The sequence below is a fragment of the Nocardia sp. NPDC059691 genome (genome assembly GCF_042733915.1).
Taxonomy (GTDB): Bacteria; Actinomycetota; Actinomycetes; order Mycobacteriales; family Mycobacteriaceae; genus Nocardia; species Nocardia sichangensis.
In genome coordinates this window covers 70,599-93,684 of the sequence record NZ_JBHWFB010000023.1, presented here as the reverse complement: position 1 = coordinate 93,684, position 23,086 = coordinate 70,599, and the positions used below count along the sequence as shown (strand labels likewise).

The 23,086-nt window shown below is 64.3% G+C and carries 19 protein-coding genes; 12 read left to right on the top strand and 7 right to left on the bottom strand.

What is annotated here, in order from left to right:
- Positions 1 to 817: 817 nt before the first annotated feature.
- Entirely contained in the window at positions 818 to 2,491 is a 1,674-nt protein-coding gene (locus ACFV2O_RS35310) for an ATP-dependent endonuclease (RefSeq protein WP_379256032.1), read from the bottom strand.
- A gap of 588 nt (positions 2,492 to 3,079) precedes the next feature.
- Here ACFV2O_RS35310 and ACFV2O_RS35305 point away from each other — a divergent pair.
- Positions 3,080 to 3,586, top strand: coding sequence for a hypothetical protein (locus tag ACFV2O_RS35305; protein ID WP_379256030.1), 507 nt, complete (start codon positions 3,080 to 3,082; stop codon positions 3,584 to 3,586).
- Positions 3,587 to 3,657: 71 nt separating this feature from the next.
- On the opposite strand, the gene ACFV2O_RS35300 is transcribed toward ACFV2O_RS35305, so the two are convergent.
- Both ACFV2O_RS35300 and ACFV2O_RS35295 read right to left on the bottom strand, forming a co-directional pair.
- Entirely contained in the window at positions 3,658 to 5,094 is a 1,437-nt protein-coding gene (locus ACFV2O_RS35300; protein ID WP_379256029.1) for a recombinase family protein, read from the bottom strand.
- Between the two features lie 210 nt (positions 5,095 to 5,304).
- The gene (locus ACFV2O_RS35295; RefSeq protein WP_379256028.1) at positions 5,305 to 5,667 is read right to left on the bottom strand and encodes a DoxX family protein; all 363 of its coding nucleotides are present in this window, start codon (positions 5,665 to 5,667) and stop codon (positions 5,305 to 5,307) included.
- Positions 5,668 to 5,843: 176 nt separating this feature from the next.
- Here ACFV2O_RS35295 and ACFV2O_RS35290 point away from each other — a divergent pair, with 176 nt between their 5' ends.
- From ACFV2O_RS35290 to ACFV2O_RS35280, 3 genes are all read left to right on the top strand, one after another.
- Positions 5,844 to 6,785, top strand: coding sequence for an RNA polymerase sigma-70 factor (locus tag ACFV2O_RS35290; RefSeq protein ID WP_379256027.1), 942 nt, complete (start codon positions 5,844 to 5,846; stop codon positions 6,783 to 6,785).
- A gap of 636 nt (positions 6,786 to 7,421) precedes the next feature.
- The gene (locus ACFV2O_RS35285) at positions 7,422 to 8,384 is read left to right on the top strand and encodes a sigma-70 family RNA polymerase sigma factor (RefSeq protein WP_379256026.1); all 963 of its coding nucleotides are present in this window, start codon (positions 7,422 to 7,424) and stop codon (positions 8,382 to 8,384) included.
- Between the two features lie 109 nt (positions 8,385 to 8,493).
- Entirely contained in the window at positions 8,494 to 8,907 is a 414-nt protein-coding gene (locus tag ACFV2O_RS35280) for an SgcJ/EcaC family oxidoreductase (RefSeq protein ID WP_379256024.1), read from the top strand.
- A 236-nt stretch (positions 8,908 to 9,143) separates the two neighbouring features.
- On the opposite strand, the gene ACFV2O_RS35275 is transcribed toward ACFV2O_RS35280, so the two are convergent.
- Positions 9,144 to 10,139 carry a helix-turn-helix transcriptional regulator gene (locus ACFV2O_RS35275; RefSeq protein WP_379256023.1) on the bottom strand — a complete coding sequence of 332 codons (996 nt, stop codon included), beginning with the start codon at positions 10,137 to 10,139 and terminating at the stop codon, positions 9,144 to 9,146.
- Positions 10,140 to 10,242: 103 nt separating this feature from the next.
- Between ACFV2O_RS35275 and ACFV2O_RS35270 the strand changes: the two genes are divergently transcribed.
- Positions 10,243 to 10,641 (top strand): VOC family protein, encoded by a 399-nt coding sequence (locus ACFV2O_RS35270; RefSeq protein WP_355078630.1) that lies wholly within the window; start codon positions 10,243 to 10,245, stop codon positions 10,639 to 10,641.
- A 105-nt stretch (positions 10,642 to 10,746) separates the two neighbouring features.
- On the opposite strand, the gene ACFV2O_RS35265 is transcribed toward ACFV2O_RS35270, so the two are convergent.
- Complete coding sequence (locus ACFV2O_RS35265) at positions 10,747 to 11,709, bottom strand: NAD-dependent epimerase/dehydratase family protein (protein ID WP_379256021.1); 963 nt, start codon at positions 11,707 to 11,709, stop codon at positions 10,747 to 10,749.
- Positions 11,710 to 11,793: 84 nt separating this feature from the next.
- Between ACFV2O_RS35265 and ACFV2O_RS35260 the strand changes: the two genes are divergently transcribed.
- The 5 genes from ACFV2O_RS35260 to ACFV2O_RS35240 all read left to right on the top strand — a co-directional run bounded on the left by ACFV2O_RS35260 (position 11,794) and on the right by ACFV2O_RS35240 (position 16,463).
- Positions 11,794 to 12,411: a TetR/AcrR family transcriptional regulator gene (locus ACFV2O_RS35260; RefSeq protein WP_379256020.1), complete on the top strand. Its 618-nt coding sequence runs from the start codon at positions 11,794 to 11,796 to the stop codon at positions 12,409 to 12,411.
- 144 nt (positions 12,412 to 12,555) lie between these two features.
- Positions 12,556 to 13,422: a hypothetical protein gene (locus ACFV2O_RS35255; protein WP_355078633.1), complete on the top strand. Its 867-nt coding sequence runs from the start codon at positions 12,556 to 12,558 to the stop codon at positions 13,420 to 13,422.
- A gap of 225 nt (positions 13,423 to 13,647) precedes the next feature.
- The gene (locus ACFV2O_RS35250; protein ID WP_379256018.1) at positions 13,648 to 14,058 is read left to right on the top strand and encodes a hypothetical protein; all 411 of its coding nucleotides are present in this window, start codon (positions 13,648 to 13,650) and stop codon (positions 14,056 to 14,058) included.
- Positions 14,059 to 14,468: 410 nt separating this feature from the next.
- Complete coding sequence (locus ACFV2O_RS35245) at positions 14,469 to 15,674, top strand: glycoside hydrolase family 76 protein (protein ID WP_379256017.1); 1,206 nt, start codon at positions 14,469 to 14,471, stop codon at positions 15,672 to 15,674.
- A gap of 84 nt (positions 15,675 to 15,758) precedes the next feature.
- Positions 15,759 to 16,463 carry a MerR family transcriptional regulator gene (locus ACFV2O_RS35240; RefSeq protein WP_379256035.1) on the top strand — a complete coding sequence of 235 codons (705 nt, stop codon included), beginning with the start codon at positions 15,759 to 15,761 and terminating at the stop codon, positions 16,461 to 16,463.
- Positions 16,464 to 16,553: 90 nt separating this feature from the next.
- On the opposite strand, the gene ACFV2O_RS35235 is transcribed toward ACFV2O_RS35240, so the two are convergent.
- On the bottom strand, positions 16,554 to 17,708 hold the full coding sequence (locus ACFV2O_RS35235; RefSeq protein WP_379256016.1) for a transcription termination factor Rho, short form: 1,155 nt from the start codon (positions 17,706 to 17,708) through the stop codon (positions 16,554 to 16,556).
- Positions 17,709 to 18,172: 464 nt separating this feature from the next.
- Positions 18,173 to 18,790, bottom strand: coding sequence for a dihydrofolate reductase family protein (locus ACFV2O_RS35230; RefSeq protein WP_379256014.1), 618 nt, complete (start codon positions 18,788 to 18,790; stop codon positions 18,173 to 18,175).
- A 563-nt stretch (positions 18,791 to 19,353) separates the two neighbouring features.
- Between ACFV2O_RS35230 and ACFV2O_RS35225 the strand changes: the two genes are divergently transcribed.
- Together ACFV2O_RS35225 and ACFV2O_RS35220 are read left to right on the top strand one after the other, a co-directional pair.
- A complete protein-coding gene (locus ACFV2O_RS35225; RefSeq protein ID WP_379256013.1) occupies positions 19,354 to 21,810 on the top strand; it encodes an FHA domain-containing protein in 2,457 nt (818 codons plus the stop codon).
- A gap of 208 nt (positions 21,811 to 22,018) precedes the next feature.
- Positions 22,019 to 23,047: a transglycosylase SLT domain-containing protein gene (locus ACFV2O_RS35220; RefSeq protein WP_379256012.1), complete on the top strand. Its 1,029-nt coding sequence runs from the start codon at positions 22,019 to 22,021 to the stop codon at positions 23,045 to 23,047.
- Positions 23,048 to 23,086 lie beyond the last annotated feature (39 nt).

Genomic DNA, 23,086 nt, shown 5'->3' with positions numbered 1-23,086 from the left:
GCCGACACTCTCTATGGCTTCGCTGTTCATAGAGAGTGTCGGCCGGGTGGGGAGGGAGCCAACACCAAACATTGGGGAGGAAAAGAGAGGGAGAGAGGGTGGGACCACAAGGGGAGGGAGGAGGGAACCACAAGGGGAGGGACCACAAGGGGGTCGGTGGATGGCTGCGTCAGGTGCGTGCGTTGCTTCTATAGCTGGGCCGCCGACGGTGGCGTGTCCGCGCATACGATGCGCTCAGTGCAGTGGGATTGTCGGATGCGAATGCGTCGGTTCAGGGCATGCGAGTTTTGACCCAAGTAACCACAACAGGGAGTCCCGGGCACCGCAAAAGAGTTCGGTCTCATGCCGCCAGACAGGCGAGTAGGGCTGCGCCGGAGATCTGCGGTCCGGATGCTGCCGCGCAGAAGTGCAGAAGCAATCGACGCGTTCGCGGCCGTGCCGGTCGCGCACCGCCGCTCCGAGCACTTACCCGCCCCAACCGGTGCGGCCAGAGTGGGGGCCTACGAAGACGGCGTGAGGAGCAGGTCGTTGAGTCTCAGGTTCTCCACCAAGCATCGGGCGCGCCTTCACCATTTGTATGTGTAACCCTTTGAAAGTGATCTGGCGCGGCTGGTGCGGGTCCCGTGGCGCGCTCCAGGACGCTAGACCGATCCCCGCCGGAATCGGCGCACTGCCATTCGTCGCAACAGAGTCTGCGGAATGATGCTTACCCGTCCACGGAATTGATGCGTAAGCATCGACGATTTTCCGGCTGGTCTGCACTCAAACCGTCAAAGAAAAATAGTCATGACAGGGACTTGGAGGGTTACTCCAAGGTTTAGGTGGACATCGTCAGTTGCCCGTTCGCTGCTTGGATTCTGTTTACGAGATCAATAACTTGTTCTTTGAGATCGAACGCCCACAGCTCAAGGGGTATCTCGCGTGCAACAACGACCTTCGCGATGCCGATCTTACTCGGTTGGCTATTCTTCGTGCCTTGGAAGCAACTACTCAGCGGGGACACGTACTGACCCTCGGGCATGCTGTATACATGCGAGGGATACTTTTCGGAAATAGCGCTTCGAAGGACCTCGGCTGGAACATAATTCTCTATGGTGTATCCATTAGTAATCCATGCCTTGGCACCATACTTTTCGAATTCGAACGTAACTCGCTTCTTAGTGTCGTTTATCTCACTATCCCCACTCTTTTTGTCCGAGTCGATGACTATCGCTAGGTTGCGGTTTATCATTGCGAGCTGAATGAAGTCGCTTACTTCTTCATCTTCTGCCGTTAGATGATTGAGCAACGCGCCACCGTAGAACATGATCGAGTAATGAACACCCTCGATAAGTTCGGCTGCAATCACGCTGATCCAGTATTTCAGATAGATTCTGTCTGACGGGCCTTCAACCCACAATACAAAATTGGACTGAACAATATCGGAAGCGCGATTGCCGAGGTCGGCGACCGCGTGGGACAGTGTAGAGTTAGAAATGACAGGATCAATATGCGTCCAGCCGTCGACGTCCATCGTTATGTGTGAGATTGACGCGATTGTGGAGTCCAGCATCGATGCCGAATGAGTCGAGATCAAGTATCGGTTCTCTGTGTGACTGGCGAGGTACTGAATTAGCGTTCGCTGTAGCGTGGGGTGGAGGTGCAACTCTGGCTCTTCAATGCAGATAAGTTTGCCAGTGGTCACCGTGGTTGCAGCACCGATTATGATCACCTCTGCAACGCCTGTTCCGAGGTTGGCTATAGATTCGACCTTGCCCTTCTTGCCAATGTGTACGAGGATATCGTTTCGCTCGTCGGGTATTTCTACGTTCGCATCAGGATCGTCGAGCACTGCCTTTACGAATCGGATGAATGCTTGATAGCGCCTCGTATCAATTCTGTGCCTTTCCCGCGACGGGCGCTGGATGGCCGCAAGACTGCGAATAATCCCTCGACCATTGGCGAAAGGAAGCGATTTCGAGTCGACGGAATCTGCGGTAACCTCCCGAATCGCATCCACTTGTTCAAAGGGCGGAATAATATCTACCAGCGGAAGGCGCTCCATCACTGAGCAGAACATGTCAAAAGGAGATCGGTTGATAAGCCCGGTGGGCTTGCTCACTTGGTGGAGCCAACTGGTAATAGCGTGGGTTTCTGCTGCACCGAACTGTGTCATTGCGGAGCTGAACTGTTTCTCGGAAAGTTTTATCTTACTCGTGTTAGACCTCCGCTCCTCCTGTCTAACTTCAAAATCGAGCCAGCAGGTGTCTGAGTATCCCAGCGAGTATGGTTCAAATCTAAAGAGGTCTAATATTGTCATGGGGTAGGGTCGGCCATTTCGCTCCTGCAAATCGTCCTTAAATGGCGCCAGTACCTCTTCTGTGAGGTGAAACCCCAAGCGAACTATCCTAGACGAAGCTACCGGCTGGTCTTCCGGAGTATTGTCGTAAAGCTTCTGTGGGTGAATGCTGCTGCGCAGGTCCGCGCGGAATGCATCCACAACATCGAGCATGGCTCGGAGAGTGTTCGACTTCCCGACGTTATTCTTTCCGACAAGTAGGTGAATGCGATCCATTGGGCCAACAGTTTCGATTGAGTTTCCACCGAAACTTTTGTAACCCCGGATGCCGAATCCAGCGAAACTACTCAGGTCCATGCTCCTCCAAATCCATTTATTCCGCATCGTGATCTCGCATCAGCGCTCCCGCCGAGGAGTGCGCATGCGTAAAGCCCATCCCGGCTGGAAGCATTCTGCCGCATGGTGGCCTGCCGTGGGGCGGGATCTACTTGAACACGAGCTGGCTAGCCTCCTACCGTCCACGTTCGGGGTCGCAGGGGAAGGCGACCGGAGTCTATTGGGAGCCTACGATCGACGCAGCGCAGAGTTGGGAGTGTGGGCTGACACTGCTCGCGGTACAGGGGCCGGAACGATAAAACTAGGGCGTCGTCGGTGCGTAACAATTTAACACCGCCCATCAATCTTATGCGCGATGGGGGAGTTTGACCTCTTGTGGCGGCGTTATTGCCAGTAAATCCAGAAAGGTTCCCGCGTAGCACTCGCTCTTCGTGATAAAATGAATAGAAACCCTAAAGGAGATTGATGAATTCACACGAAGACGAGGCGCTGCCAGAGTCTACTCATATGCCTGACTTCACGACGGTGGTTGACTGGCACGGAAAACCTGACCCGTCGCTCCAGCGGATTGTCGAACTTTCTCATGTGGCTGCGCCCAGTCTGACTTTATATATGCCATGGGGCATCGCAAGTGGAAGCGTTGTCTCCGGCCGAGAATTCTTCACCAACGCGAGCGAACTCATGCGGTCTGGAGGTGCGAATTTCAGATACGAGGAAATGGCGAATCAATATCACGCTCAGGCGCTGATAGACCCAATGGCAAAGCTTCTATTCGACTCGGTTGCTGATACCTACCCTGAAACTGGCGACAGCTACATTGAAACGAAAGAACATCAGGGACATGGGACTGTCGCGTTCATTCATCTGAGGAACGCAAAATGCTGGGTGGGTAATAGGGTAATTTCACATGAGTTTCTTCGGGTTCAGTTGAGTCATGTGACAGGCTGGGCTTATGGTGCGTTTTCCGAATAATGGCACGTCGGTCGTATCTCCTTGGTTGGAAATATCGCATTTTGCGCCGCAAGGATTAGATGCCTTTTCGTTCACTTCGGTCGGATCTGCACAGACTCGGGATCAAATAGTTTCCGCCCTCGCGGCGCCGAATATAAGCGGACCTCGCACAACAGCTCGATCACTGCTCGGCGGGCGGCGAGGTCAGCGTTATTGAAGGCATCGATTGGCGAAGGGGCGCGCAGAATCTCGGATGCAGCTGTGCCAGCGGTGAGGCCGATTCGCTCGGATTCCAGAGCTGCGATCTTGTCTTCGGTCTCTTGCTTGATCTCGGCAAACAACTCGCCGTCGATGAGTTCTGCCTTGTAGTCGGCGCGCGCTCGCTTAAGCCGATCGCGCTCCGTCTGTTCTGCTCGGACGATTGTTTCGATCCGGTCATCGTCCTGTCGGATAAGGAGATCAGCAAGGTCCGGTTGCTCGAGCCGACGTTCGACGAACCGTAAGACGAGCCCATCGACGAGATTCCGAACTCGCATGATGTGCCCCGCGCAGCGGTATCGGAGTCCGTGCGCCCGAACAGGAGCGTCACAGATACCGCAGAGGTAGAGGCCGGATCCGAGGTGTTTGCGTTCGGTACCGGCGCGATTCGACTTACGCCGCGGATCGTCCAGCCTGCGCTGCACATCCAGCCAGATCCCGTCCGGCACAATGGCTTCCCACTGACCGCGCACCGGTGCCCCGGCTTCGTCGCGGACGATCTCACCGTCGAGCATGCTCCACCCCGCGTAGCGAGGGTTCCGAAGAATTGAGATGACCGACGTCGGGTTCCACGGTCGGCCGCTACGCGTTGGCAGGGGCGGAACCGATTTCGGCAGATCTTGGATCATCGTCCTATCGCCGACCGCGCGCACGGTTGGTTCGGCGCCGGAGAGCGCAGCGGCGATGGCTTTCAGCGAGGATCCGTTCGCGAATGCTTGGTACACCGCGCGGACTGCTTCAGCCTCGTCGTGGACGAGCTCACCGTCGAGTGTGTATCCAGTGGCGCGAACACCCCGCGGCGGGCGGCCCTTGGCGGCTCGCTGGCGTTGAGCACGACTTTGCCGTGCGCCTTTCCGTTCCATCTCGGCCCGCGCAACCGCCGCCTTGATGCGGGCGTACATCCGGCCGCCGTCGGTTTGCAGGTCGGCTTCACCGTTGGCGGTGACGAGCCGGAGACCTTGCGTTTCAGCGGCATCGATCCAGTCCTCGAGCTGGCGAGGCTGGCGTGTGAGCCTGTCCAGGTCCCAAGTGATGAGGGCATTGAACCGGCCGGCCTTGTAGTCCTCGACCATCTGCTCGTAGGCGGGCCGGTTCTTCGCCTTGTTGAACGCGGAGATGCTGTTGTCCGTGTACGTTTCGACCACAGTCCACCCCTTTGACTTGGCGATGGCCTCGCAGTCCTCGCGCTGGCGCTCGACGGCGAGCCCTTCGCCGGTCTGGTCGAGGCTCACCCGCAGGTAGATTGCGGCGCGGACAGGAATGATCGGCATGACGTGATTCTACTGCGAAACGCGGTCGAGTTCCGCTTCAACGTCTGAGGCGCCGCGAAGAAGTAGGGCGGCGCGTGTATCGCTGCTGGTAGAGACTATGCTGAGCCCCCATTCGGTGTCCGAGTGGGGGCCCAGTCGTTTCGCCGGCGCCGAGCGATCGACTACCCATAGTGGCCGCCGCTTCCCGCAGCGCGGGGTTGCTCTATGGACTCAGAATCGGCCCAGCGCCACGAAGACCGAAACCGCCAGATAAACGACGTTCGCCGCGATAGCCATCATTTCACCGTTACGGAAATGGACGATCGCCGCGCCGACCATCAGCAGCGCCCAAAAGACCGCGGTCACGGCCACCATCACGGGCGCGATATCGAGCAGCAGGGGCAACGTCAGCCCCGCCGCGGCCAGGAGTTCCAGCACCCCGAGACCCTTGATGGTCGCGGCGTCGACGCGTCCGGTCCACGCGGCGCTCGGCAAAGTGACCAGCTTTCGCTGCGGCACGGCCACCTTGGTGATGCCGCCGGTCAGGGCGACGGCGGACAGCACTCCGGCGGCGATCCACAGTGCGATGTTCATGACAGTTCTCCAAGTCTCTATCTCTGAATCGGGGTCGGCATGAAGAGCCACGCCGCCGTGCCGTTGTGACAGCCGGGCGGGGTGACGCCGGTCACGCGCCGTGTGTGTCACAAAATGGGTGTCTGGTGGCATCCAATGCACGACGCCGCTCGAGATCGACAGAACGGGAGCCACCCATGGCCGCGGATGCCGCCACCGAAGCCTTCGTCACCCATCGCAATCTGCTGTTCACGGTTGCCTACGAGATTCTCGGCTCGGCCGCCGACGCCGAGGACGTGCTGCAGGAGACCTGGCTGAAATGGGTCGGCGTCGATGTCACGACCGTGCGCGACGAGCGTCCGTACTTGGTGCAGATCACCACCCGCCAGGCCCTCGGCCGCCTGCGCACCCTCGGCCGCCGCAAGGAGTCCTACATCGGCTCCTGGCTCCCCGAGCCGCTGCTAACCACCCCAGATGTGGCCGAGGACGTAGAGTTGGCCGAGCACGTCTCGATGGCCATGCTGCTGGTGCTGGAGACCCTGGCTCCCACCGAGCGCGCGGTCTTCGTGCTGCGCGAGGTCTTCGATCTGCCCTACGACGAGATCGCCGCAGCCGTCGACAAGACCCCGGCCGCAGTCCGTCAAATCGCCCATCGCGCCCGGGCGCACGTCGCGGCCCGCCGCCCGCGCGGCGCGGCCTCCCCGGCCGAATCCCGGGGCGCGCTCAAGGCCTTCCACCGTGCGATCGAAACGGGTGACGTGCAGGGCCTGCTCGATGTCCTCGCACCCGATGTGGTGCTGGTGGGTGATGGCGGTGGCATCAAACAGGCTGTGCTACAGCCGGTTTCGGGCGCGGGCAAGGTGGCCCGCATGCTGGCGGCCAGTTCGCGCGTGCTCGCCACCATGGAGGTCGAGCTCGCCGAGGTCAATGGCTATCCGGCCCTGGTGATCCGGGTGGACGGCGAGGTCGACACCGTCATCGCCCTGCGCATCGAGGATGGCCTTGTCAGCGGCCTCTACTCGATTCGAAATCCCGAGAAGCTGACGCATATGAGCCGCGAGACCGCGCTTGTAGGTCGCCAGATGCACCCTCGCTCGCCGTCGCTATCGCGGACCAAAGCCGCACAAGGGCCTCACTGAACGCGAATGGGCCTGCCCGCCTCGCCGCAGTCTCTGAAGTCTTCGGATTCCAGGCCTGGGTACGGACTGCGGGCTCGGGGGCCTCTGCGGTGCGCCCCCGGGAAGGCATCGCCAAGCCGTTTGTCGTGGACGGTCTCCCAGTGTCGTTCTGGCACGACATAACGGATCAGGGCTGTCGGCATGAGCGCGCACTCGAGCTCACCAGAGCCAGCCGAGCGAAGCAGCAGGGGAGGCGGCACCGGCCACGGTTGGACCGGTGGATCCTGCGCAGAGGATATTCGGTTCCGGAACGCGAGTCGAGGTGCGAACAGGCCTTTTGACGTGCAGATATTCGACGCCACCGCGGTCTAGTTCCGCTTCAACGTCTGAGGCGCTGCGAAGAAGTTGGGTAGCGCGCACATCGTTGCTAGTAGAGACTCTGCTGGGCCCCGTCCGGTATCTCGGGTGGGGGCCCAGCCGTACGGCCGGGCTGCGCGCCGGTCGGTTCGGTCAGCGCGGTATGCGGCTGAAGCGGATGGCCGAGAGGTCGGCCATGGCCGGGCTGTTGACGACCCGCGTGGTGGTCGACCCTTCCGCAGCGGATGACCACCGCAGTCGCCGATCCGGTGCTCGCGACGGTCGTGGAGATGAGGCGTGATGACGAGGGAAGAAGGCTTCGATCGGCGGATCGAACCGTTCCGGACGGAGCTGCTGGCGTACTGCTACCGGATGCTGGGCTCGGCGCACGACGCTGAGGACCTGGTCCAAGACACGTATCTGCGGGCGTGGCGGGCGCGGGAGCAGTACGACGAAACGCGCAGCTCACTGCGCACCTGGCTCTACCGGATCGCGACCAACGTCTGCCTGACCGCGCTGCAGACTCGCGGCGGCCGACCGCTGCCATCTGGATTGGTGGCAGCGGCGGATCCGCTCGGGCCTTTCGTGCGGGGAGAGCACGCCGCCTGGCTGCAGCCCTTACCGGATTCGTTGCTGGACAATGCCGATCCGTCCGGGATCGTGATCGATCACAGCAGCCTGCGCTTGGCATTCGCTTCCGCCCTGCAGCACCTGTCGGCGCGTCAGCGCGGTGCGCTGATCCTGCGTGAGGTGCTCAGCTTCTCCGCCGCCGAGACGGCGGAAATTCTCGGCACCACCGTCGTATCGGTGAACAGCTCCCTGCAGCGGGCGCGCACCCGCCTGAAAGAGATCGGGGTCGGGTTGGAACGGGTCCGCGAACCGTCCACGACCGAGCAGCGCGCCTGGGTCGAGCGCTACATGACGGCGTTCGCGCACGCCGACATCGAGGGCCTCAAGCGTCTGCTCACCGAGGACGTGATTATGGAGATGCCGCCGATGCTCAACTGGTTCTCCGGCCGCGGCAACTACGGCCGGTTCATGGAATGGGTCTTCGAGGCGGCCGGGAAGGACTGGGTTCTCCAGCAGGTCGCCGCCAACGGCGGCCAACCCGGATTCGCCGCCTATCAGCGTGTCGGTGGCCGGTACGAACTGCACACGCTCCAGATCTTCACGGTCACCCCCGAGGGCATCAGCCGGAATTCGGTGTTCCAGGATCCCGAGATTTTCGCGGCTTTCGGCCTGGCGGCCCGACTCGACGCCTAGACCGGAAAGTTTCCTTCCAGCGGCGCGATGAGTTCGGATGCCGCCGCCGGTATGTATTCCCGAGGTCGCCGGAACACTGCAGGCGATCCGACCACCAAGGGAGACTCCGATGTCGAACCATCGCGCCGCAGACGAGGCCGCGATCCAGGCCGTGCTGGCTGATTCCTACAAGGCGTGGGAGGCGGGCGACGCCGACGCCATGGTCGCCAACTACTCCGCGGACGCGACCGCCATCATGACGGGCTCGCTCCGCGACGGCCGTGAGGTGATCCGCCAGAACATGGCACTGGCCTTCGCGGGGCCGCTCGCGGGCAGCTCAACCTACAACAAACAGCTCAGCGTCCGCTTCATCGGCGAGGATGCCGCGATCGTCATCAGCGAATCCGCCATCCTGTTCGCCGGCGAGACCGAAGTTCCCACCGACGAGCGCAAGGTGAACGCGACGTGGGTCCTCCAGAAGCGCAACCATCAGTGGCTGATCGCCGCCTATCACAACAGCCCGGTACTGGCGCCTTCCCAGTGAGCCGCGGGGTGAACCAGCCACCGCACTGACTGGACGGCCCTCATCCGCCGATGTGGATGAGGGCCGCCCGTCGCAGGGTGTATCGCGCCCTCGCGCTGGCGCTGCGAAGACTGGTCGGGCTCCGTCGTTCCGCCAGCACTGCCCGCTAGCCGGTTTCGATCAGCGCGCTATGCGGCTACTTAAGGCTGGGGGTAGGGCTTGATCCGGCCCGGATCGGGTCTAGGTGCCCGGTGGGGCTACCTGTGGGTTTGGTATCGGCCGTCGGCGGCCGCGGTGAGTCGGTAGGCCAGGGCGCGTACGGCGTCTTTGAGGGCGTCGGGGTGTTCGATGACGAACGGGCGATTCAGGCCGGCGAGGACTGGGGGAATCCAGTCGAGTTGTTCGGCCCGGATTCGGACCCGGACCCACGGGCGAGTGTCGGCCGGCGGTGAGTCGATCTCGTGCATGGTCGCGATCGTCGCGGGGAGCAGCGGGCGGACCTGGCTGAGCGTGCCCTGCACTCGGATCGATACCTCGTGCCGGTAGGGCGCCGTGGCAAGTGCGGACAGCAGGTGAGCTGCCGGCTCGAATCCGGTGGGCGGAGTGAACGTTCCGGGCAGTGTGGTCACCGCGGTGATCCGGTCCAGCCGGAACTGGCGTAGTTCGTCGCTGTTGCTGTCCTGCCCTGTCAGGTACCACCGGCCGGAGTGGTCGACGAGCCCGTAGGGGTGCACGGTCCGCTCGCTGGGCCGCCCGTTTCGGTCGGTGTAGTCGATCGCGACCGGTCGGTGCTCGCGGGTGGCCTCGGCGAGGCGGAACAGGACGGCGGTCTCGACAGCGACTTCCGGGCGAGCGTCGGCGGTGAACTCGACGGTGTTGATCAATGCGTCCAGCCGGGCCGTCAGGCGGGCGGGCAGGACGCGGCGGAGTTTGGCCGTCGCGCTGTCGGCTGCGCGGGCGGAAGCTGTCGATCGGTCGGCGCCGCGGTTGGTGAGGAGTCCGAGTAACACCGCCACCGCTTCGTCGTCAGTCAGCATCAGCGGCGGCATTCGGTACCCGTGGGCGAGCTGGTAGCCCCCGTAGCGGCCCCGAACCGATCGGACGGGGATATCCAGGTCGGTGAGATGGGTGACGTATCGCCTGACGGTGCGTTCATCGACGCCCAGCCGTCCGGCCAGTTCACCGACGGTATGGGTACCGCCGGCCTGCAACAGCTCGAGCAGGGCCAGCACGCGGGCGGTGGGGCGCGTCATCGGGAAATTCTCGCATCTATACCGGGCGGAAACTGTCCGGTATCGACTCTACGGTGGCATGCGGCGGCGGAACTTCCGCCTCATCCGACAGCAGGAGCACACAATGAAGCTAGTCTCGATCCGCCTGATCACCGATGACATCCAGCGGTTGGTCAGCTTCTATCAGCACGTGACCGGTGTCGAAGCAACCTGGGCTACACCGGATTTCGCCGAAATCGTCACACCGGCCGGCACGCTCGCGATCGGAAGCACCCGCACCGTGGCGCTGTTCGCGGCAGGCAGCGCGCGCCCAGCCGACAACCACACCGCGATCATCGAATTCCTGGTCCCCGATGTCGATGCCGATTACCGACGGTTGCGGGATGCGGTCGAGGATTTCGTCAACGAGCCAACGACGATGCCGTGGGGGAACCGGTCGTTGCTGTTCCGCGATCCCGACGGCAACCTGATCAACCTCTTCACGCCGGTCACCGCGCAAGCCGTCGCCAAGTTCGCTTCTTGACACCCGCTCATCGGCATGAGCGCGCTCTCGAGTCGACTAGAGCCAGACACGTGAAAGCGGAACCTCGATCGGTGATGGGGCGGCTCTGCCCGATCCGCGCCGCGGCTAGATGGGCAGGCGGGTTTCGTCGAGACCTGCGATGCCCTCGGCGAAGCCGACGGCGGGCTCGTACTTCAGCTCGTGGCGGGCCAGGGTGATGTCGTATCGCCTTGGCAGGGCGAGGAATTCGATCTCGAATCGGGTCAGTGGCGGACGCCCGGGCAGCGGCAGGGTGGACCAGAGCCATTCGGCGGCACGGGCGAGGGCGAATAGCGGCCCGGACGGGACCGACCGAGTCGGCATCGACGCGCCCTGGGCAGCGAGCACGCCGGTCAGGAACTCGCGGACCGGCATCGGCTCGGCGTTGGTGATGAGGTACGTGCCGCCGGGCGTGCCCTCGCTCAGCGCGGCGGCGACAGCGGCGGCGACGTTGTCGACGTGGACATGTTCGAAACTTGCCATACCGTGATCGATCAGCGGCAGCTTGCCGGCGCGGGCGCGAGTGGCCAGGTCGGCCAGCTGCCCCGAACCCGGACCCCAGATGAAGGTGGGCCGCAGCACGATCGTCTCGATCACATCCGCGTGCGCGCGGATCAGGTGTTCGGCGGCGAGTTTCGCTTGGCCGTAGCGTGAGCTGGGCACGGCCGGGGTGGGCTGGGATTCGGTGATGTCGAGCAGCGGCCGACCGTCCTGCAGCACCGATTCACTGCTGATATAGACGAATCGGCGTACACCGTGCCGCACGGCCGCGGCCAGCACATCGCGCGTGCCCTCCACGATCGCCTCGTCGAGGGCCCGCTGCGGAGCCCACGTCGACACCAGCCCCGCCGCATGAACGACGACGTCGATACCGGCCAGCCGATCTTCCCAGGCCGCCACGTCCTCGAGGCTGCCCGGCACGACGGTTACCTGCGGAATGCGCCTGCCCGTGCCCCGGACCAACGTCGATACGTCGTGTCCGTCGGCCACCAGCCGATGCACCACACGTCGCCCCAAAAACCCGGTCGCACCCGTAAGCAGCACCTTCATCCCTATCTACCTTTCTCGAAAGTAACTTGACCAGTCATCATAGTATGATCGTAGCTTGACCGGTCGGCATAGTATTCTGAAGATATGCCTCGACCCCCATCCGATTCCCGGCCGCGCCTGGTAGCGGCCGCCCGCGAGTTACTGCAACGCCAGGGCTATCAGGCCACCGGGCTCAGTGAGATCGTCGCTGCCAGCGGCGCCCCCCGGGGCTCGCTGTACTACCTGTTCCCGGGCGGGAAGCAGGAGTTGGCGGTCGCGGCGATCGAGGAATCCGCGGACGAGTTCACCCGGTTGATTCGGGAAACTGCCGCCCACGCGCCGGACGTGCGCTCCTTCTGCGAGCAATTCGCCCTGCACTTGAGCCGCGGACTGGTCGAATCGGGCTATCTGGGCGGGTGCCCGGTCAGCACGGTCACCCTCGATTCCGCTCCGCGCTCCACCGCCCTCACCCTCGCCTGCCGTGACGCCTATCGGCAATGGCGCACCGCCTTGACCCAGGCGCTGGTGCAGTACGGCATTCCGGCGGCGCGCGCCGAACGGCTCGCGGCACTCATGCTGTCAGCGGTCGAGGGGGCCATGATCATCGCTCGTGCCGAATGCTCCACCGTCCCGCTGGACGACATCCACCTCGACCTGGCCGCTCTCGCGATCGCAGCCACTGATTCCACTGGGACCCAAACGTCCAGGGCGACCGAAGGATAAGCTTCGGAACTCCAGACTCTGTCGTGCGTCTTATGGGACTGTCGCGGAGTGATCGGGCACTCGCCCTCGACCGCGGTTCTGAGCATCCTGTACTGCCGAATTCGCTTTCAGGTCAGAGAAGTTCAGCGCGATAGGCTTTCGGTCATGAAGCGGCCAGACCAGAGCTCTCCGCCGACCTACGATGAAGCGCTGCGAATCGCGCGCGATCTGGTGCGGGATCCCGACACTCTTGTCCCATACCCCCACCAGGGGCTGGAGAATGCTCGCTACGGGCAAGGTTTCGCGTTCTTACAGACAATCGGAACCGACCGCGGCGAGATGGACGGCTACGTCCTGGTGACCACGACCAGTTACGGCAGCGGGCTACTGTCCGCGAGCGGAGACACCATCGAATCGGTAATCGCCGAACACTTGTCCCAAGCCGAACATGCCAACAGACACATCCCCGACAGCGAACTGTCGGTGGCGCACCGCCTGGCGCTCGAGGCCTACGACGGCGGCCTCACACGCATAGGCGAGATACCCCGGAGCGGAGCGATCGCTCCCGAGGTAGCCGACTACGCCGAGTTCCTTCTAATCGGACTGCGGCGCAGGGGCGTCCGAGGAGACTCGGCACGCAGCATCTTCGCCCGCAATGATTTCCTGATGCAAAGTCCGGCCGCTGGGCGTCGATACACGCAACCCTGCCCGCACTGCGACCGGCCGACGATCTATGAGGAACGCTACCCCCGCGCGGTCTGCGATCACTGCCTGAGCCGCACCACCGACCACGCCGGGCGCCGGGTCAGGGGTTTCAACACCAGTATGAGTGGCGGGATGATCTGCTACTACGCGGATACGCTCGAGCACCCGGACGGCTCCGGCTCCCAGAAGGAGGAATGCGTCGAGACCACTCGAACCGGTGCATGTTTTATCGACGGACACCCCGCGACCATGCAGGAGGCACGTTTCGGCGGGATCGTCGTCCAGATGGAGCCCCGCAAGTCGGCACGTCGGAGGTGGTTTCGGTAGGCCGAACGAGCCGTAGTGCCTGCATACCGCGTCGACCCAACCATCAGCACCCGTCAGCGGTGACCATCATCGTGGGGTAACGGTCGGACGTGGTGTCAGTCACCGCGTCAGGTCGGCATCAGTGCGCTGTCAGCCGCTCCGGACAAAGTATGCCCATCGAACAAAACAGGCCCGGACCGACACCGGTTCGGGCCAATGCCACAACGGATTTCGAAGGAGCGCAAAATGTCCGCCACCCTCACCCTGACCGACCAGGACAAGGCCACCGTCCGCTCTGCCGCCTACGGCGCGGTCTCCCTGCTCGCCGCCGCCTCCGTTGAGCCCCACAAGGCCGCCACCGCCGGCTCCATCGCGTTGACGTCGGCGACCGGCCGGGTCGGGCACGTGCTGAACGCGAAGTCCAAGGACATCCATCTGACCGGCAGGACCGTCGCCGAGCTCGCCGACCAGGTGCTGCCGGCCCTGGCCGCCGCGGTGGCTCTGCTCGACCAGCAGGATCCCGCCGAGGCCGACAACTTCCGCACCACCGTGCTGGTCGCCCTCGAAGCCGCTGCGGCAACGAGCCGCAACGGTCAGCCCGGCCCCGTCGTCAACGAGATGACCCGCAAGGTGGCTGCGGCTCTGCACGCCGCGTGAAAGAGCGGAGGCCAACCGCCGCGGGTCGCCGAATGAATCCCTGAGATTCCCTCAGCACCGTCGATCTCGGGAATATCGCGCTGACCGAACCAGCCAGCGCGGTATGCGGCTACTTAAGACTGGTGTCAGGGCTTGATCCCGGCCAGGATCGAGTCCCAGGTGCCCGGTGGGGGGCTCCCTATGCGGCTGCCCATTGGAGCGCGTTCGAAGGTCAGGTCGATGATGTTCGGGCATCCGTGCGGCGGTGTGGGCAGCGTTCCCGATCTCGGACCGGCAGGAGCCACGCTGAGCGTTGCCGCCTGCACCGGGGGAGCCGTCGCCGCCGCGCCGTAATGGTCGTTGCGCGATAGGATCGAGCTGCCCGGTTTCCGGCTCCGGTGATCGTTGTTCAGTAAAGGGAGTCCGAGCGGATGGATCGCCGGAAGAAGGAAATCAGTCGGCGCGGTGTGTTGCTGGCGGCCGGAGCAGCGATCGCACTCACCGCATTGGCCCAGCCCGCGCAGGCGGTGACGATCACGCGGAAAGTTTCCCCGGGCCCCGAGGAGCCGGGGAGGCGGGCGGACCTGGCGGAACAGGCCATCGTGCAGCGGCACGTGCGCACGCTCTGGGGTCAGCCGCAGATGCGGCTGGGCACGCTCGTCTGGCCAGGGTCCTTATTGGACCAGTCGTTCGCGCGATGGTGCTATTGGTGGCAAGCCCACCTTCTCGACTGTGCGGTGGACGCCGCGTATCGCGCCCGCACGCCCGAACGCATAGACCGGGTCGTCGCCATCGCACGCGGTATCCGTACCCGCAACCTCACCGGCTGGACCAACCGGTACTACGACGATATGTCCTGGTTGGTATTGGCACTCGAACGCGCCGACCGGCTGCTCGGCGTCCGCTTCGGCGACGCCGTCGGCGAGCTGCGAGCCGGTTTGATCGAGGGATGGAATCCGGATGTCGGTGCGGTGCCCTGGCGGTCCGGCGACGAGTATTACAACACCCCCGCGATCGGTCCGACCGGCATCGCTATGGCGCGTTTGGGCGAACTTTCGCGCGCCGGACAACTCGCCGATTTCCTGCACACCCGATTGCGCGACACCGCCAGCGGCCTGGTTCTCGACGGTGTCCATGAGCCAGGCGGACGAGTAGAGCGGACCGTCCACACCTACTGCCAGGGGGTGGCCATCGGGTTGGAAACCGAGCTGGCGCTTCGCACAGGTGAATCGCACCATCGCAGGCGCGTGGCAGATCTCGTCGCCGCGGCGGGGGACAGGCTCACCGACGCCGGGGTGATCGTCGCGGCCTCCGGCGACGACTCCGGGCTGTTCATGGGCATCCTCGCCAGATATCTCGCGGAAGCCGCACTGTCCTTGGGCGACACCACCGCGGCGAATATCGTGCACGCTTCCGCGCAGGCGGCCTGGAAACACCGCGCCGAGGCGGATGGGCTACCACTGTTCGGTGTGGACTGGACCCGCCCGGTCACGGTGCCGGCGCATCCGGAAACCTTTCCCCAGTTCACCCACTCGTCCGCCGCTTCGTCGGCGAACCTGAGCAGCGATCTCTCGGTACAGCTGAGCGGGTGGATGCTGCTCGAAGCGGATCACCAGCTCATCGCCGCGGGCCGCTGAGCCCATGGGGGAAGCGCGGCGCGCAGGAACTTCTACCGCTTTTACCTGGAAGCCAGAGAGCAAAGACTCGATCGGAGGTGCAACCTGCGGCCCATCGACCTCGCCCGGGAACACGGGTTGTCCGCACAGGCGATCCGCAACTACGACGACGCGGGCATCCTCCCGCCGACCGAGCGCAGCGAGACCGGTTACCGGCGCTACACGCTCCTGCACGCGCAGGCGCTACGCGCTTTCCTGGCGTTGCGCGGTGGCCACGGGCACCAGCAGGCAATGGAGATCATGCGCGCGGCCAACCGCGGCGATACCGAGTCCGCCTACCGGCTCATCGACTCCTCCCACGTCGCGCTGCTCACCGAACGCGACACACGCACCGAGGTCGCCAAGGCCTTGGGCGGTCTGTCCACCGCGATGCCGACTCCGGTCCACGGTCGACCGTTGACCGTGGGCGAACTCGCGCGCCGAATCCGCGTGCACCCGGCGACCCTGCGCACCTGGGAGACCCAGGGCATCCTGCGCCCCGAACGCGATCGGGCAACGGGCTATCGCCAATACGGACCGGACTGCATACGCGACGCCGAGATCGCGCGACAATTGCGCCGAGGCGGCTACCTGCTGTCCCAGGTCGCGCAGTTTATCGAGTCACTGCGCGAGGCAGGCGGGGCGGACGCGCTGCGGGCTTTCCTCGACTCCTGGCAGGACCGGCTGACCGCGCGCAGCCGCAACCTGCTCGCCGGCGCGGCCCAGCTCGATGCCTACCTCACGATGCTCGATCGCACACCCCAGGAATGATCCACAATCCGCGGAGCCGCGAGGACTGTGTCGACTCGCTCGGTGCGGCGAGTGGGGTAGACGCCGGTCTCCAGGCGCAGTAGACCCTTGTCAGCCCGCGTTGCGAATCTGGGTCAGGAATTCCGGGTTGGTTCCGGTTTGGCGGAGGCCGGTCAGTAGCAGTTCGAGCGCTTGCTGCGGGTCGCGGCCCGAGAGGGTCTTGCGCAGGGACCCCGTGGCCGTGAGCTCGTCGGCGGACAGCAGCAGTTCCTCTTTGCGGGTGCTGGAGCGGTCGATGTCGATCGCGGGGAACAGACGGCGGTCGGCGAGGTGCCGATCGAGCTTCAGTTCGGCGTTTCCGGTCCCCTTGTATTCCTCGAAGATCACGGTGTCGGCGAGCGAGCCGGTCTCGACCAGGGCAGTGGCGATGATGGTGAGCGAGCCGCCGTGCTCGATATTTCGTGCGGCGCCGAGGAATTTCTTCGGTGGCGCGAGTGCCCCGGCGTCGACGCCGCCGGAGAGGATGCGGCCGGACCCGGCGGCCGCCAGGTTGTAGGCGCGGGCAAGCCGGGTCAGCGAGTCCAGTAGCACGACGACGTCGTGACCCATTTCGACGAGGCGTTTCGCGTGTTCGATGGCCAGTTCGGCGAGTGCGATGTGGTCCTGGGCCGGTTGGTCGAAGGTCGCGGCGGCGACCTCGGCCGGTACCGCGCGGGACAGGTCGGTCACCTCTTCCGGGCGTTCCCCGACCAATACCAGCATCAGCTGGCATTCGGGATGATTCTTGGCGATGCCGTGCGCGATGGCTTGCAGCACAGAGGTTTTGCCCGCCTTGGGCGGTGCGACGACCAGCGCGCGCTGGCCCTTGCCTATCGGCATGACCAGATCGGTGACGCGTGTGGTCAGTTCATGCGGCTCGGTCTCCAGCCGTAGCCGGTCCTGGGGATAGATGGGGATCAAGTCGGCGAAGTGCGGTCGCGCTCTGGTATTGCCGGGTGGCAAGCCGTTGATGCTGTCCACTCCGACGAGCGGTGCGAGTTTGGCGCTTTCACGTTTCGGTCCGACCGTGCCGGTGACGGTATCGCCGCGGCGCAGGCCGTGCTCGCGGATCAAACGTGCGGGCACATGAGCGTCCCGCGGTCCGGGCAGATAACCGTCGACGTGCAGCGAGGCGTGGTTGTGCGTGATGTCGAGGATGCCGGTGACCGATTTAGTCCGGTTCTCCCCGGTGGGGCTGTCTTCACTATGGATAGTGTTGTCTTGCATGGTTTTTCTCCTCGGGGGAATGAATGTGGCGGGTTGCCGATGAATGCCGCCTACGGGAATGACGCTCGTTGCATGCGCCGTTAGGTCGCTGGGCGCTGTCTGCTCCGGACGTGCTGCCGAGCGCACGGCATACGAGACCGCCGTGGCGACAGTGGATTCTTGTGGGAGGGAGTCGACACCTACATCCACAAGATGGAGACCGCCTCACGGTAGCGGCATCAGCGACAACACGCAATAGCGCCCGTTTGTTCCCCGCCGTTGATCAGTTGAACTGCTCAGCACGCGAGCACGACTGCGCGCTGCTCGAGAGAGCCGCTCCGCGCGCCTTGTGAAGTCGCGAATATGCTGTGGCGCAGGCACTTCAGACCCAGGCTTGCCTGTTTGTCCAAGCGGGCGGCATGGAGTGTGTACCGCCGGCTGTGCTCGGGTGATGCGCGGCGGTCATCGGCGGACTCGTGCTCGGGTCAGTTCCTGCGTCGACGTTGCGAGTCAGGCGCCCAGTCCGGCTCCTGCGCCGCGGGGACGGCTCCGTCGGGCCGTACCCGGTAGACGATCTCGACCGACCCGCCCGGCAGCGCGCGCGAGGTTTCGAATTCCAAGCCCGTACCGACGCTCGAGGCATCAGTGAGGCGCATTCCGCCGCCGACCAGGAACGGCAGGACCACCAGCTCCAGCTTGTCGAGCGCGCCGAGCGCACGAAAGGTGTCGATCGTGCGGGGACCGCCGATGAGATGGACATCGCCACCGCGATTGGCGGCGCGCAAGCGCTCGAGCAGTCGAACCGGATCGCTTTCGACGATGACATCGTCGGGCGTGCCCTCCGGACGACGCGAGCCGAGCACGAACACCTGCAAGCCCGGCCACGGCCACCGGTCGTTCGTGAGCGCCGGTTCGAACGTGGTCCGGCCCATCAGCGCCGCCTCGACAGGCTCGAGGAATTCCGCGATGCCATGGCTGCCAGGCCCGTGGAGCGGATCCAGCACCTGGGGCGGCCAGCCGTTCGGAGTGGTCACATAACCGTCGGCACTCATGCACAGGCGTGCGCGGATCTGCATGCGGCTGTCTCCTGTCAGATCGGTCATGTGTGTCAGGACGGGCCCCCCGACCGAAAATCATCGGTCGCGGCGGCCGGCCCAGCCTTTCGGCATTGCGGCACAGGCGAAGTCGTGTGCACATCTGGAGTGGAACCGGTACGGGGTCGGCCGACGCTGTACCGGTAAGGAAGGCCGGGTGGCAAGCCGGTTTCGTTGCAAGAAAACGCAATCGGGCTGCGACGATCGGACGTTTTCGGAATAACTCCTGGGGCAATCGAGGATGATTTGAACATTGAATGATTTGGACTGCCCCGACCGGATTCGCTGACCCCGGCGCCGAATGCGGGAATATCGCGACGAGGCGGGGCTCGCCTATCGATCCGAGCTGTAACGGCACGATCGGTTGTGATTCCCTGGATTCGACTGCCGTTTCTCGAATCCGGCGTGAGCAGGTGGCTGCGGACGAGGCTGCCCTACTGTCTTACATGCCTATTTGTACTGCTCAGCCGAGGTTCGTGTGGTGGAGCGAGATCGCGGCGGTGAGACTCGTGGCGAGATCGGGCGGTCGCGACTATTGCGGCTACCGTGTGGCGCGGTCGTATACTCCCTTTATGGCGGACGGATCATCCTCCACCGAATTGCCCGAGGCGCCGGTTCTCGTGGTCCAGACACGGGAACGCGTCTATCGGCTCCGCGCTGGTGGTGCCTATAACGTCGGTCGCGATCCGGCGGCCGATATCGTTGTCTCCGATCCCCGCGTTTCGTCGTTGCACGCCGTTCTGGAGCGTGGTGCGGACGGTTGGAAAATCGAGGACGCGCACAGTCTCAACGGCACGTTCTTCGACGGTCACCGCGTCGATCGGATGGTGATCGATCACGACGAGACGTTCCAGCTCGGACACGCGGTGGACGGCGAAAAATTGGCTTGCTCGGTGGAAACCCCACCCGAGCAGGAACCCGATGGCGATGCCGGCGGCGACACGATGATCGTGCCGAACCCCGGCTACGCTCTCGACGACGAAGCAACGGTCACGAAGTTCCATCCGGGCCTGCCCCGGCGGGTGTCGCGGTCGGCGCCTCCGGCGGACCACCCCAGCGCGGTGGTCCGGATAACGTCGCCCACTCTCCGAATCGGGCGCGCCGCGGACAACGACATCGTCGCGCACGATCTCATGGTCTCCCGCCATCACGCCGAGTTGCGGACGATCGGTGCGGGCAGATACCGGATCGTCGACCTCGACAGCCACAACGGCACCTACGTCAACGGAGCCCGCGTCGCCGCCGCCGATCTGTCCGAATCCGACTTGATCGGAATGGGCCATACCACCTTCCGGTTGGTCGGCGACGAACTGCGCGAGTTCGTCGACACCGGTGACGTATCGGTCTGCGTGCAGAACATCACCGTCCGGACACCCGAGGGCAAGGTGTTGATGGACAGCGTGAGGTTCCCCATCCCGGGGCGATCGCTCGTGGGGGTGATCGGCCCGAGCGGGGCGGGCAAATCGACACTGCTCGGCGCGATCACCGGGTTGCGGCCCGCGACCGAGGGGACGGTGCTCTACGACGGCCGCGATCTGTACACCAACTACGACGAACTCCGCCACCGCATCGGATTGGTACCGCAGGAAGACATCCTGCACAACCAGCTTCCGACGCGCCGGGCGCTGCTCTACGCGGCCGAGCTGCGTTTCCCCGGTGACACGGGCCGCGAGGAGCGCGAGCAGCGGGTCGACGAGGTCCTCGACGAGCTCGGCTTGGCGCGGCACGCCGACACCCGCATCGATCGGCTCTCGGGTGGGCAGCGCAAACGCGTGAGCGTCGCACTGGAACTGCTGACCAAACCCTCCTTGCTGTTCCTCGACGAACCGACATCCGGCTTGGATCCCGGCCTGGACAAGACGGTCATGGAAATGCTGTCGGGACTGGCGCACGACGGGCGTACGGTCATCGTCGTCACCCACAGCGTCGCGAACCTCGATGCCTGCGACCGCCTGCTGGTCCTGGTGCCCGGCGGCCGGCTGGCCTACTACGGTCCGCCCGCGGAAGGGTTGCTGCAGTTCGGCGCGGGGAGCTGGGCCGAGGTGTTCCAGGCTTTCGACCGCGAGGAAGAGCGGGACTGGGCCGGTGAGTTCCGGGAGTCGCCACGCTACGACCGCTACGTGTCGGTCGGCCCGACCGACGATGTCGTCCCCGCGGAAGTGCACACACCGACGCCGCCGCCACCGTCGCAGTCCAAGTTCAGCCAGCTCAGCACGTTGTGCAGGCGTTACCTCGCGGTGATCGCCTCGGACCGCAGTTATCTGGCGCTGCTCGGTGTCATGCCCCTGCTGCTCGGTGGGTTGATCGCCGCCGTGCCGGCCGGTCAGGGATTCACCGGTGCGCCGGGAACGAACGTCGATGCCGCGACCAAGCTCATGATCCTGGCGTTCGCGGCATGCTTCGTCGGCACCGGCAACTCGATCCGGGAGATCGTCAAGGAACAGACGATCTATCGCAGAGAACGCGCGGCAGGATTGTCGGCCGGCGTCTATTTGATGTCGAAACTGCTGGTCCTCGGCGTGATCACCACGCTGCAGGCGGTAGTGCTCGTCCTGATCGGCACCATCGGGGTCAGTATGCCGCCCACGGGGCTGTTCACCTCGGTCGAGCTGGAATTGATGCTGATGATGGCGTTGCTCGGCATCTCGTCGCTGGCACTCGGCTTGCTGGTGTCGGTATCGGTGAACACCTCGGAGAAGACGCTGCCGTTGCTGATCGTGCTGTCCATGGCGCAACTGGTGCTCACCGGCGGTCTGGTGCGGCTGCCCGGCACTCCCGTCCTGGAACAGCTGGCATACATCGCGCCGGCTCGGTGGGGGTTCGCTGCGGGAGCCGCCACTCTCGACCTCGACACCCTCTCCCCGCATGAGGGGGGGCCCGACCCGCTGTGGAAACACACCATCGGCACCTGGGTGCTCGATATGGGAGTGGTCGCCGGTCTGGGAGCCATCTTCCTCGCGCTGGCCTGGTATCGCCTCTACCAACTGCGTCCACGGCGCCGCGGCGCCCGCCGCCCCGCGACGATCTGACGTCTTCGCGTGCCGCGCCGGCGCGCGCCCGTGGCGATCGGCTGCTCGAAGCCGCTACTCCCACAGCCGGGAAAGGGGCATGGGGCGTTGCGGGATACTCGACGGCGTCGGACTGGTAGGCCACGCACGGCCTGGTGAGCGTTGTCAGGCGTGAGGTGATGATGCTGGTATTCGCAAGGCCGCGGCCGACCGGGGCTGGGGCGTCTCGATGAGCACCGAACGCTGGGTGGTGAAGCTGGACCCGCCCGCGGACGCGAGCCCGGGCCTGAAGGCGGTCATCGAAGTGGGCCGCCAGACGATCCAGACGTCGGCGGATCTGCTGGCGACGGGTTCGCCTTCGCAGGCGCCGGATGTGGTCAAGTTGCTGCGCGACGAGAAGCTCGTCACCGGTGACGAGAAGAAGTCGGTCTTGGCTGAGGGTTACGCCAACCGGACGCAGGAGTTCGACGACATCAAGAACGACATCCGCAAGCAAGACGACAACGTCGATCTGTCCGCCTACGGCACCTACGACATCTCCAGCGGCACCTTCGTCGCTATCAGGCAGCATGTCAAAGATCTGCAGGCGACACTGGACGCGGCTCCCGGGGCGAGCCCGGGCAAGCAGTACATCGCTACGGACATCGAGATCAGGCTGGCGAACGCCGTGCTGAAGACGATCGACGACGTACACGACGAACTCGCGAAGGCCACCGACCGCGTCCAAGCGCACGCGAAGAACATCGACGGCTCCGCGCCCACGTACACCCCCGCCTCGGCGGCAGGCAACTACGTGCCGAGCAACTACATGCAGCGCAGTTATTCACCCGGCCCCGGCTTCGTGCCTGCCGCGACGAGCGCTGATTACGCCCGCTACCAGGGCAACGTCTCGGTCGACGCCGCGATCGACGGCGCGCTCGACGCGCTCGGCATCACCGATCCGGTGGCCCGTGAGTACTGGAAGCGCGGCTACCGGGTTCTGATCGAACGAGAATCCGGCGGAAATCCCAACGCCGTGAACAATTGGGACAGCAACGCGGCCGCCGGACACGCGTCCAGGGGACTTACCCAGACGATCCCCAGCACCTTCCTTGGCTACCATGCCGCTGGAACCTCCAGCAACATTCACGATCCGGTGGCCAATGTCGCCGCCAGCATGAACTACGTCATGGAGCGGTACGGTGTCTCCCGCGACGGCCACGACCTGCAAGCGAAGGTTCAGCAAGCGGATCCGAATCGTTCGCCGAAGGGCTACTGAGCCCGGGGACGGGAGCGATCCGGATGGGACCTGCGATCT

Bases quoted from the DNA above. Each gene is read 5' to 3' on its own strand.
- ACFV2O_RS35255 (WP_355078633.1), top strand. From the start codon at position 12,556: ATGAAGCGGCCAGACCAGAGCTCTCCGCCGACCTACGATGAAGCGCTG.
- ACFV2O_RS35260 (WP_379256020.1), top strand. From the start codon at position 11,794: ATGCCTCGACCCCCATCCGATTCCCGGCCGCGCCTGGTAGCGGCCGCC.
- ACFV2O_RS35280 (WP_379256024.1), top strand. From the start codon at position 8,494: ATGTCGAACCATCGCGCCGCAGACGAGGCCGCGATCCAGGCCGTGCTG.
- ACFV2O_RS35300 (WP_379256029.1), bottom strand. From the start codon at position 5,094: ATGCCGATCATTCCTGTCCGCGCCGCAATCTACCTGCGGGTGAGCCTC.
- ACFV2O_RS35270 (WP_355078630.1), top strand. From the start codon at position 10,243: ATGAAGCTAGTCTCGATCCGCCTGATCACCGATGACATCCAGCGGTTG.
- ACFV2O_RS35235 (WP_379256016.1), bottom strand. From the start codon at position 17,708: ATGCAAGACAACACTATCCATAGTGAAGACAGCCCCACCGGGGAGAAC.
- ACFV2O_RS35230 (WP_379256014.1), bottom strand. From the start codon at position 18,790: ATGACCGATCTGACAGGAGACAGCCGCATGCAGATCCGCGCACGCCTG.
- ACFV2O_RS35265 (WP_379256021.1), bottom strand. From the start codon at position 11,709: ATGAAGGTGCTGCTTACGGGTGCGACCGGGTTTTTGGGGCGACGTGTG.
- ACFV2O_RS35305 (WP_379256030.1), top strand. From the start codon at position 3,080: ATGAATTCACACGAAGACGAGGCGCTGCCAGAGTCTACTCATATGCCT.
- ACFV2O_RS35290 (WP_379256027.1), top strand. From the start codon at position 5,844: ATGGCCGCGGATGCCGCCACCGAAGCCTTCGTCACCCATCGCAATCTG.
- ACFV2O_RS35245 (WP_379256017.1), top strand. From the start codon at position 14,469: ATGGATCGCCGGAAGAAGGAAATCAGTCGGCGCGGTGTGTTGCTGGCG.
- ACFV2O_RS35225 (WP_379256013.1), top strand. From the start codon at position 19,354: ATGGCGGACGGATCATCCTCCACCGAATTGCCCGAGGCGCCGGTTCTC.
- ACFV2O_RS35275 (WP_379256023.1), bottom strand. From the start codon at position 10,139: ATGACGCGCCCCACCGCCCGCGTGCTGGCCCTGCTCGAGCTGTTGCAG.
- ACFV2O_RS35285 (WP_379256026.1), top strand. From the start codon at position 7,422: ATGACGAGGGAAGAAGGCTTCGATCGGCGGATCGAACCGTTCCGGACG.
- ACFV2O_RS35220 (WP_379256012.1), top strand. From the start codon at position 22,019: ATGAGCACCGAACGCTGGGTGGTGAAGCTGGACCCGCCCGCGGACGCG.
- ACFV2O_RS35295 (WP_379256028.1), bottom strand. From the start codon at position 5,667: ATGAACATCGCACTGTGGATCGCCGCCGGAGTGCTGTCCGCCGTCGCC.
- ACFV2O_RS35250 (WP_379256018.1), top strand. From the start codon at position 13,648: ATGTCCGCCACCCTCACCCTGACCGACCAGGACAAGGCCACCGTCCGC.
- ACFV2O_RS35310 (WP_379256032.1), bottom strand. From the start codon at position 2,491: ATGCTCGATGTTGTGGATGCATTCCGCGCGGACCTGCGCAGCAGCATT.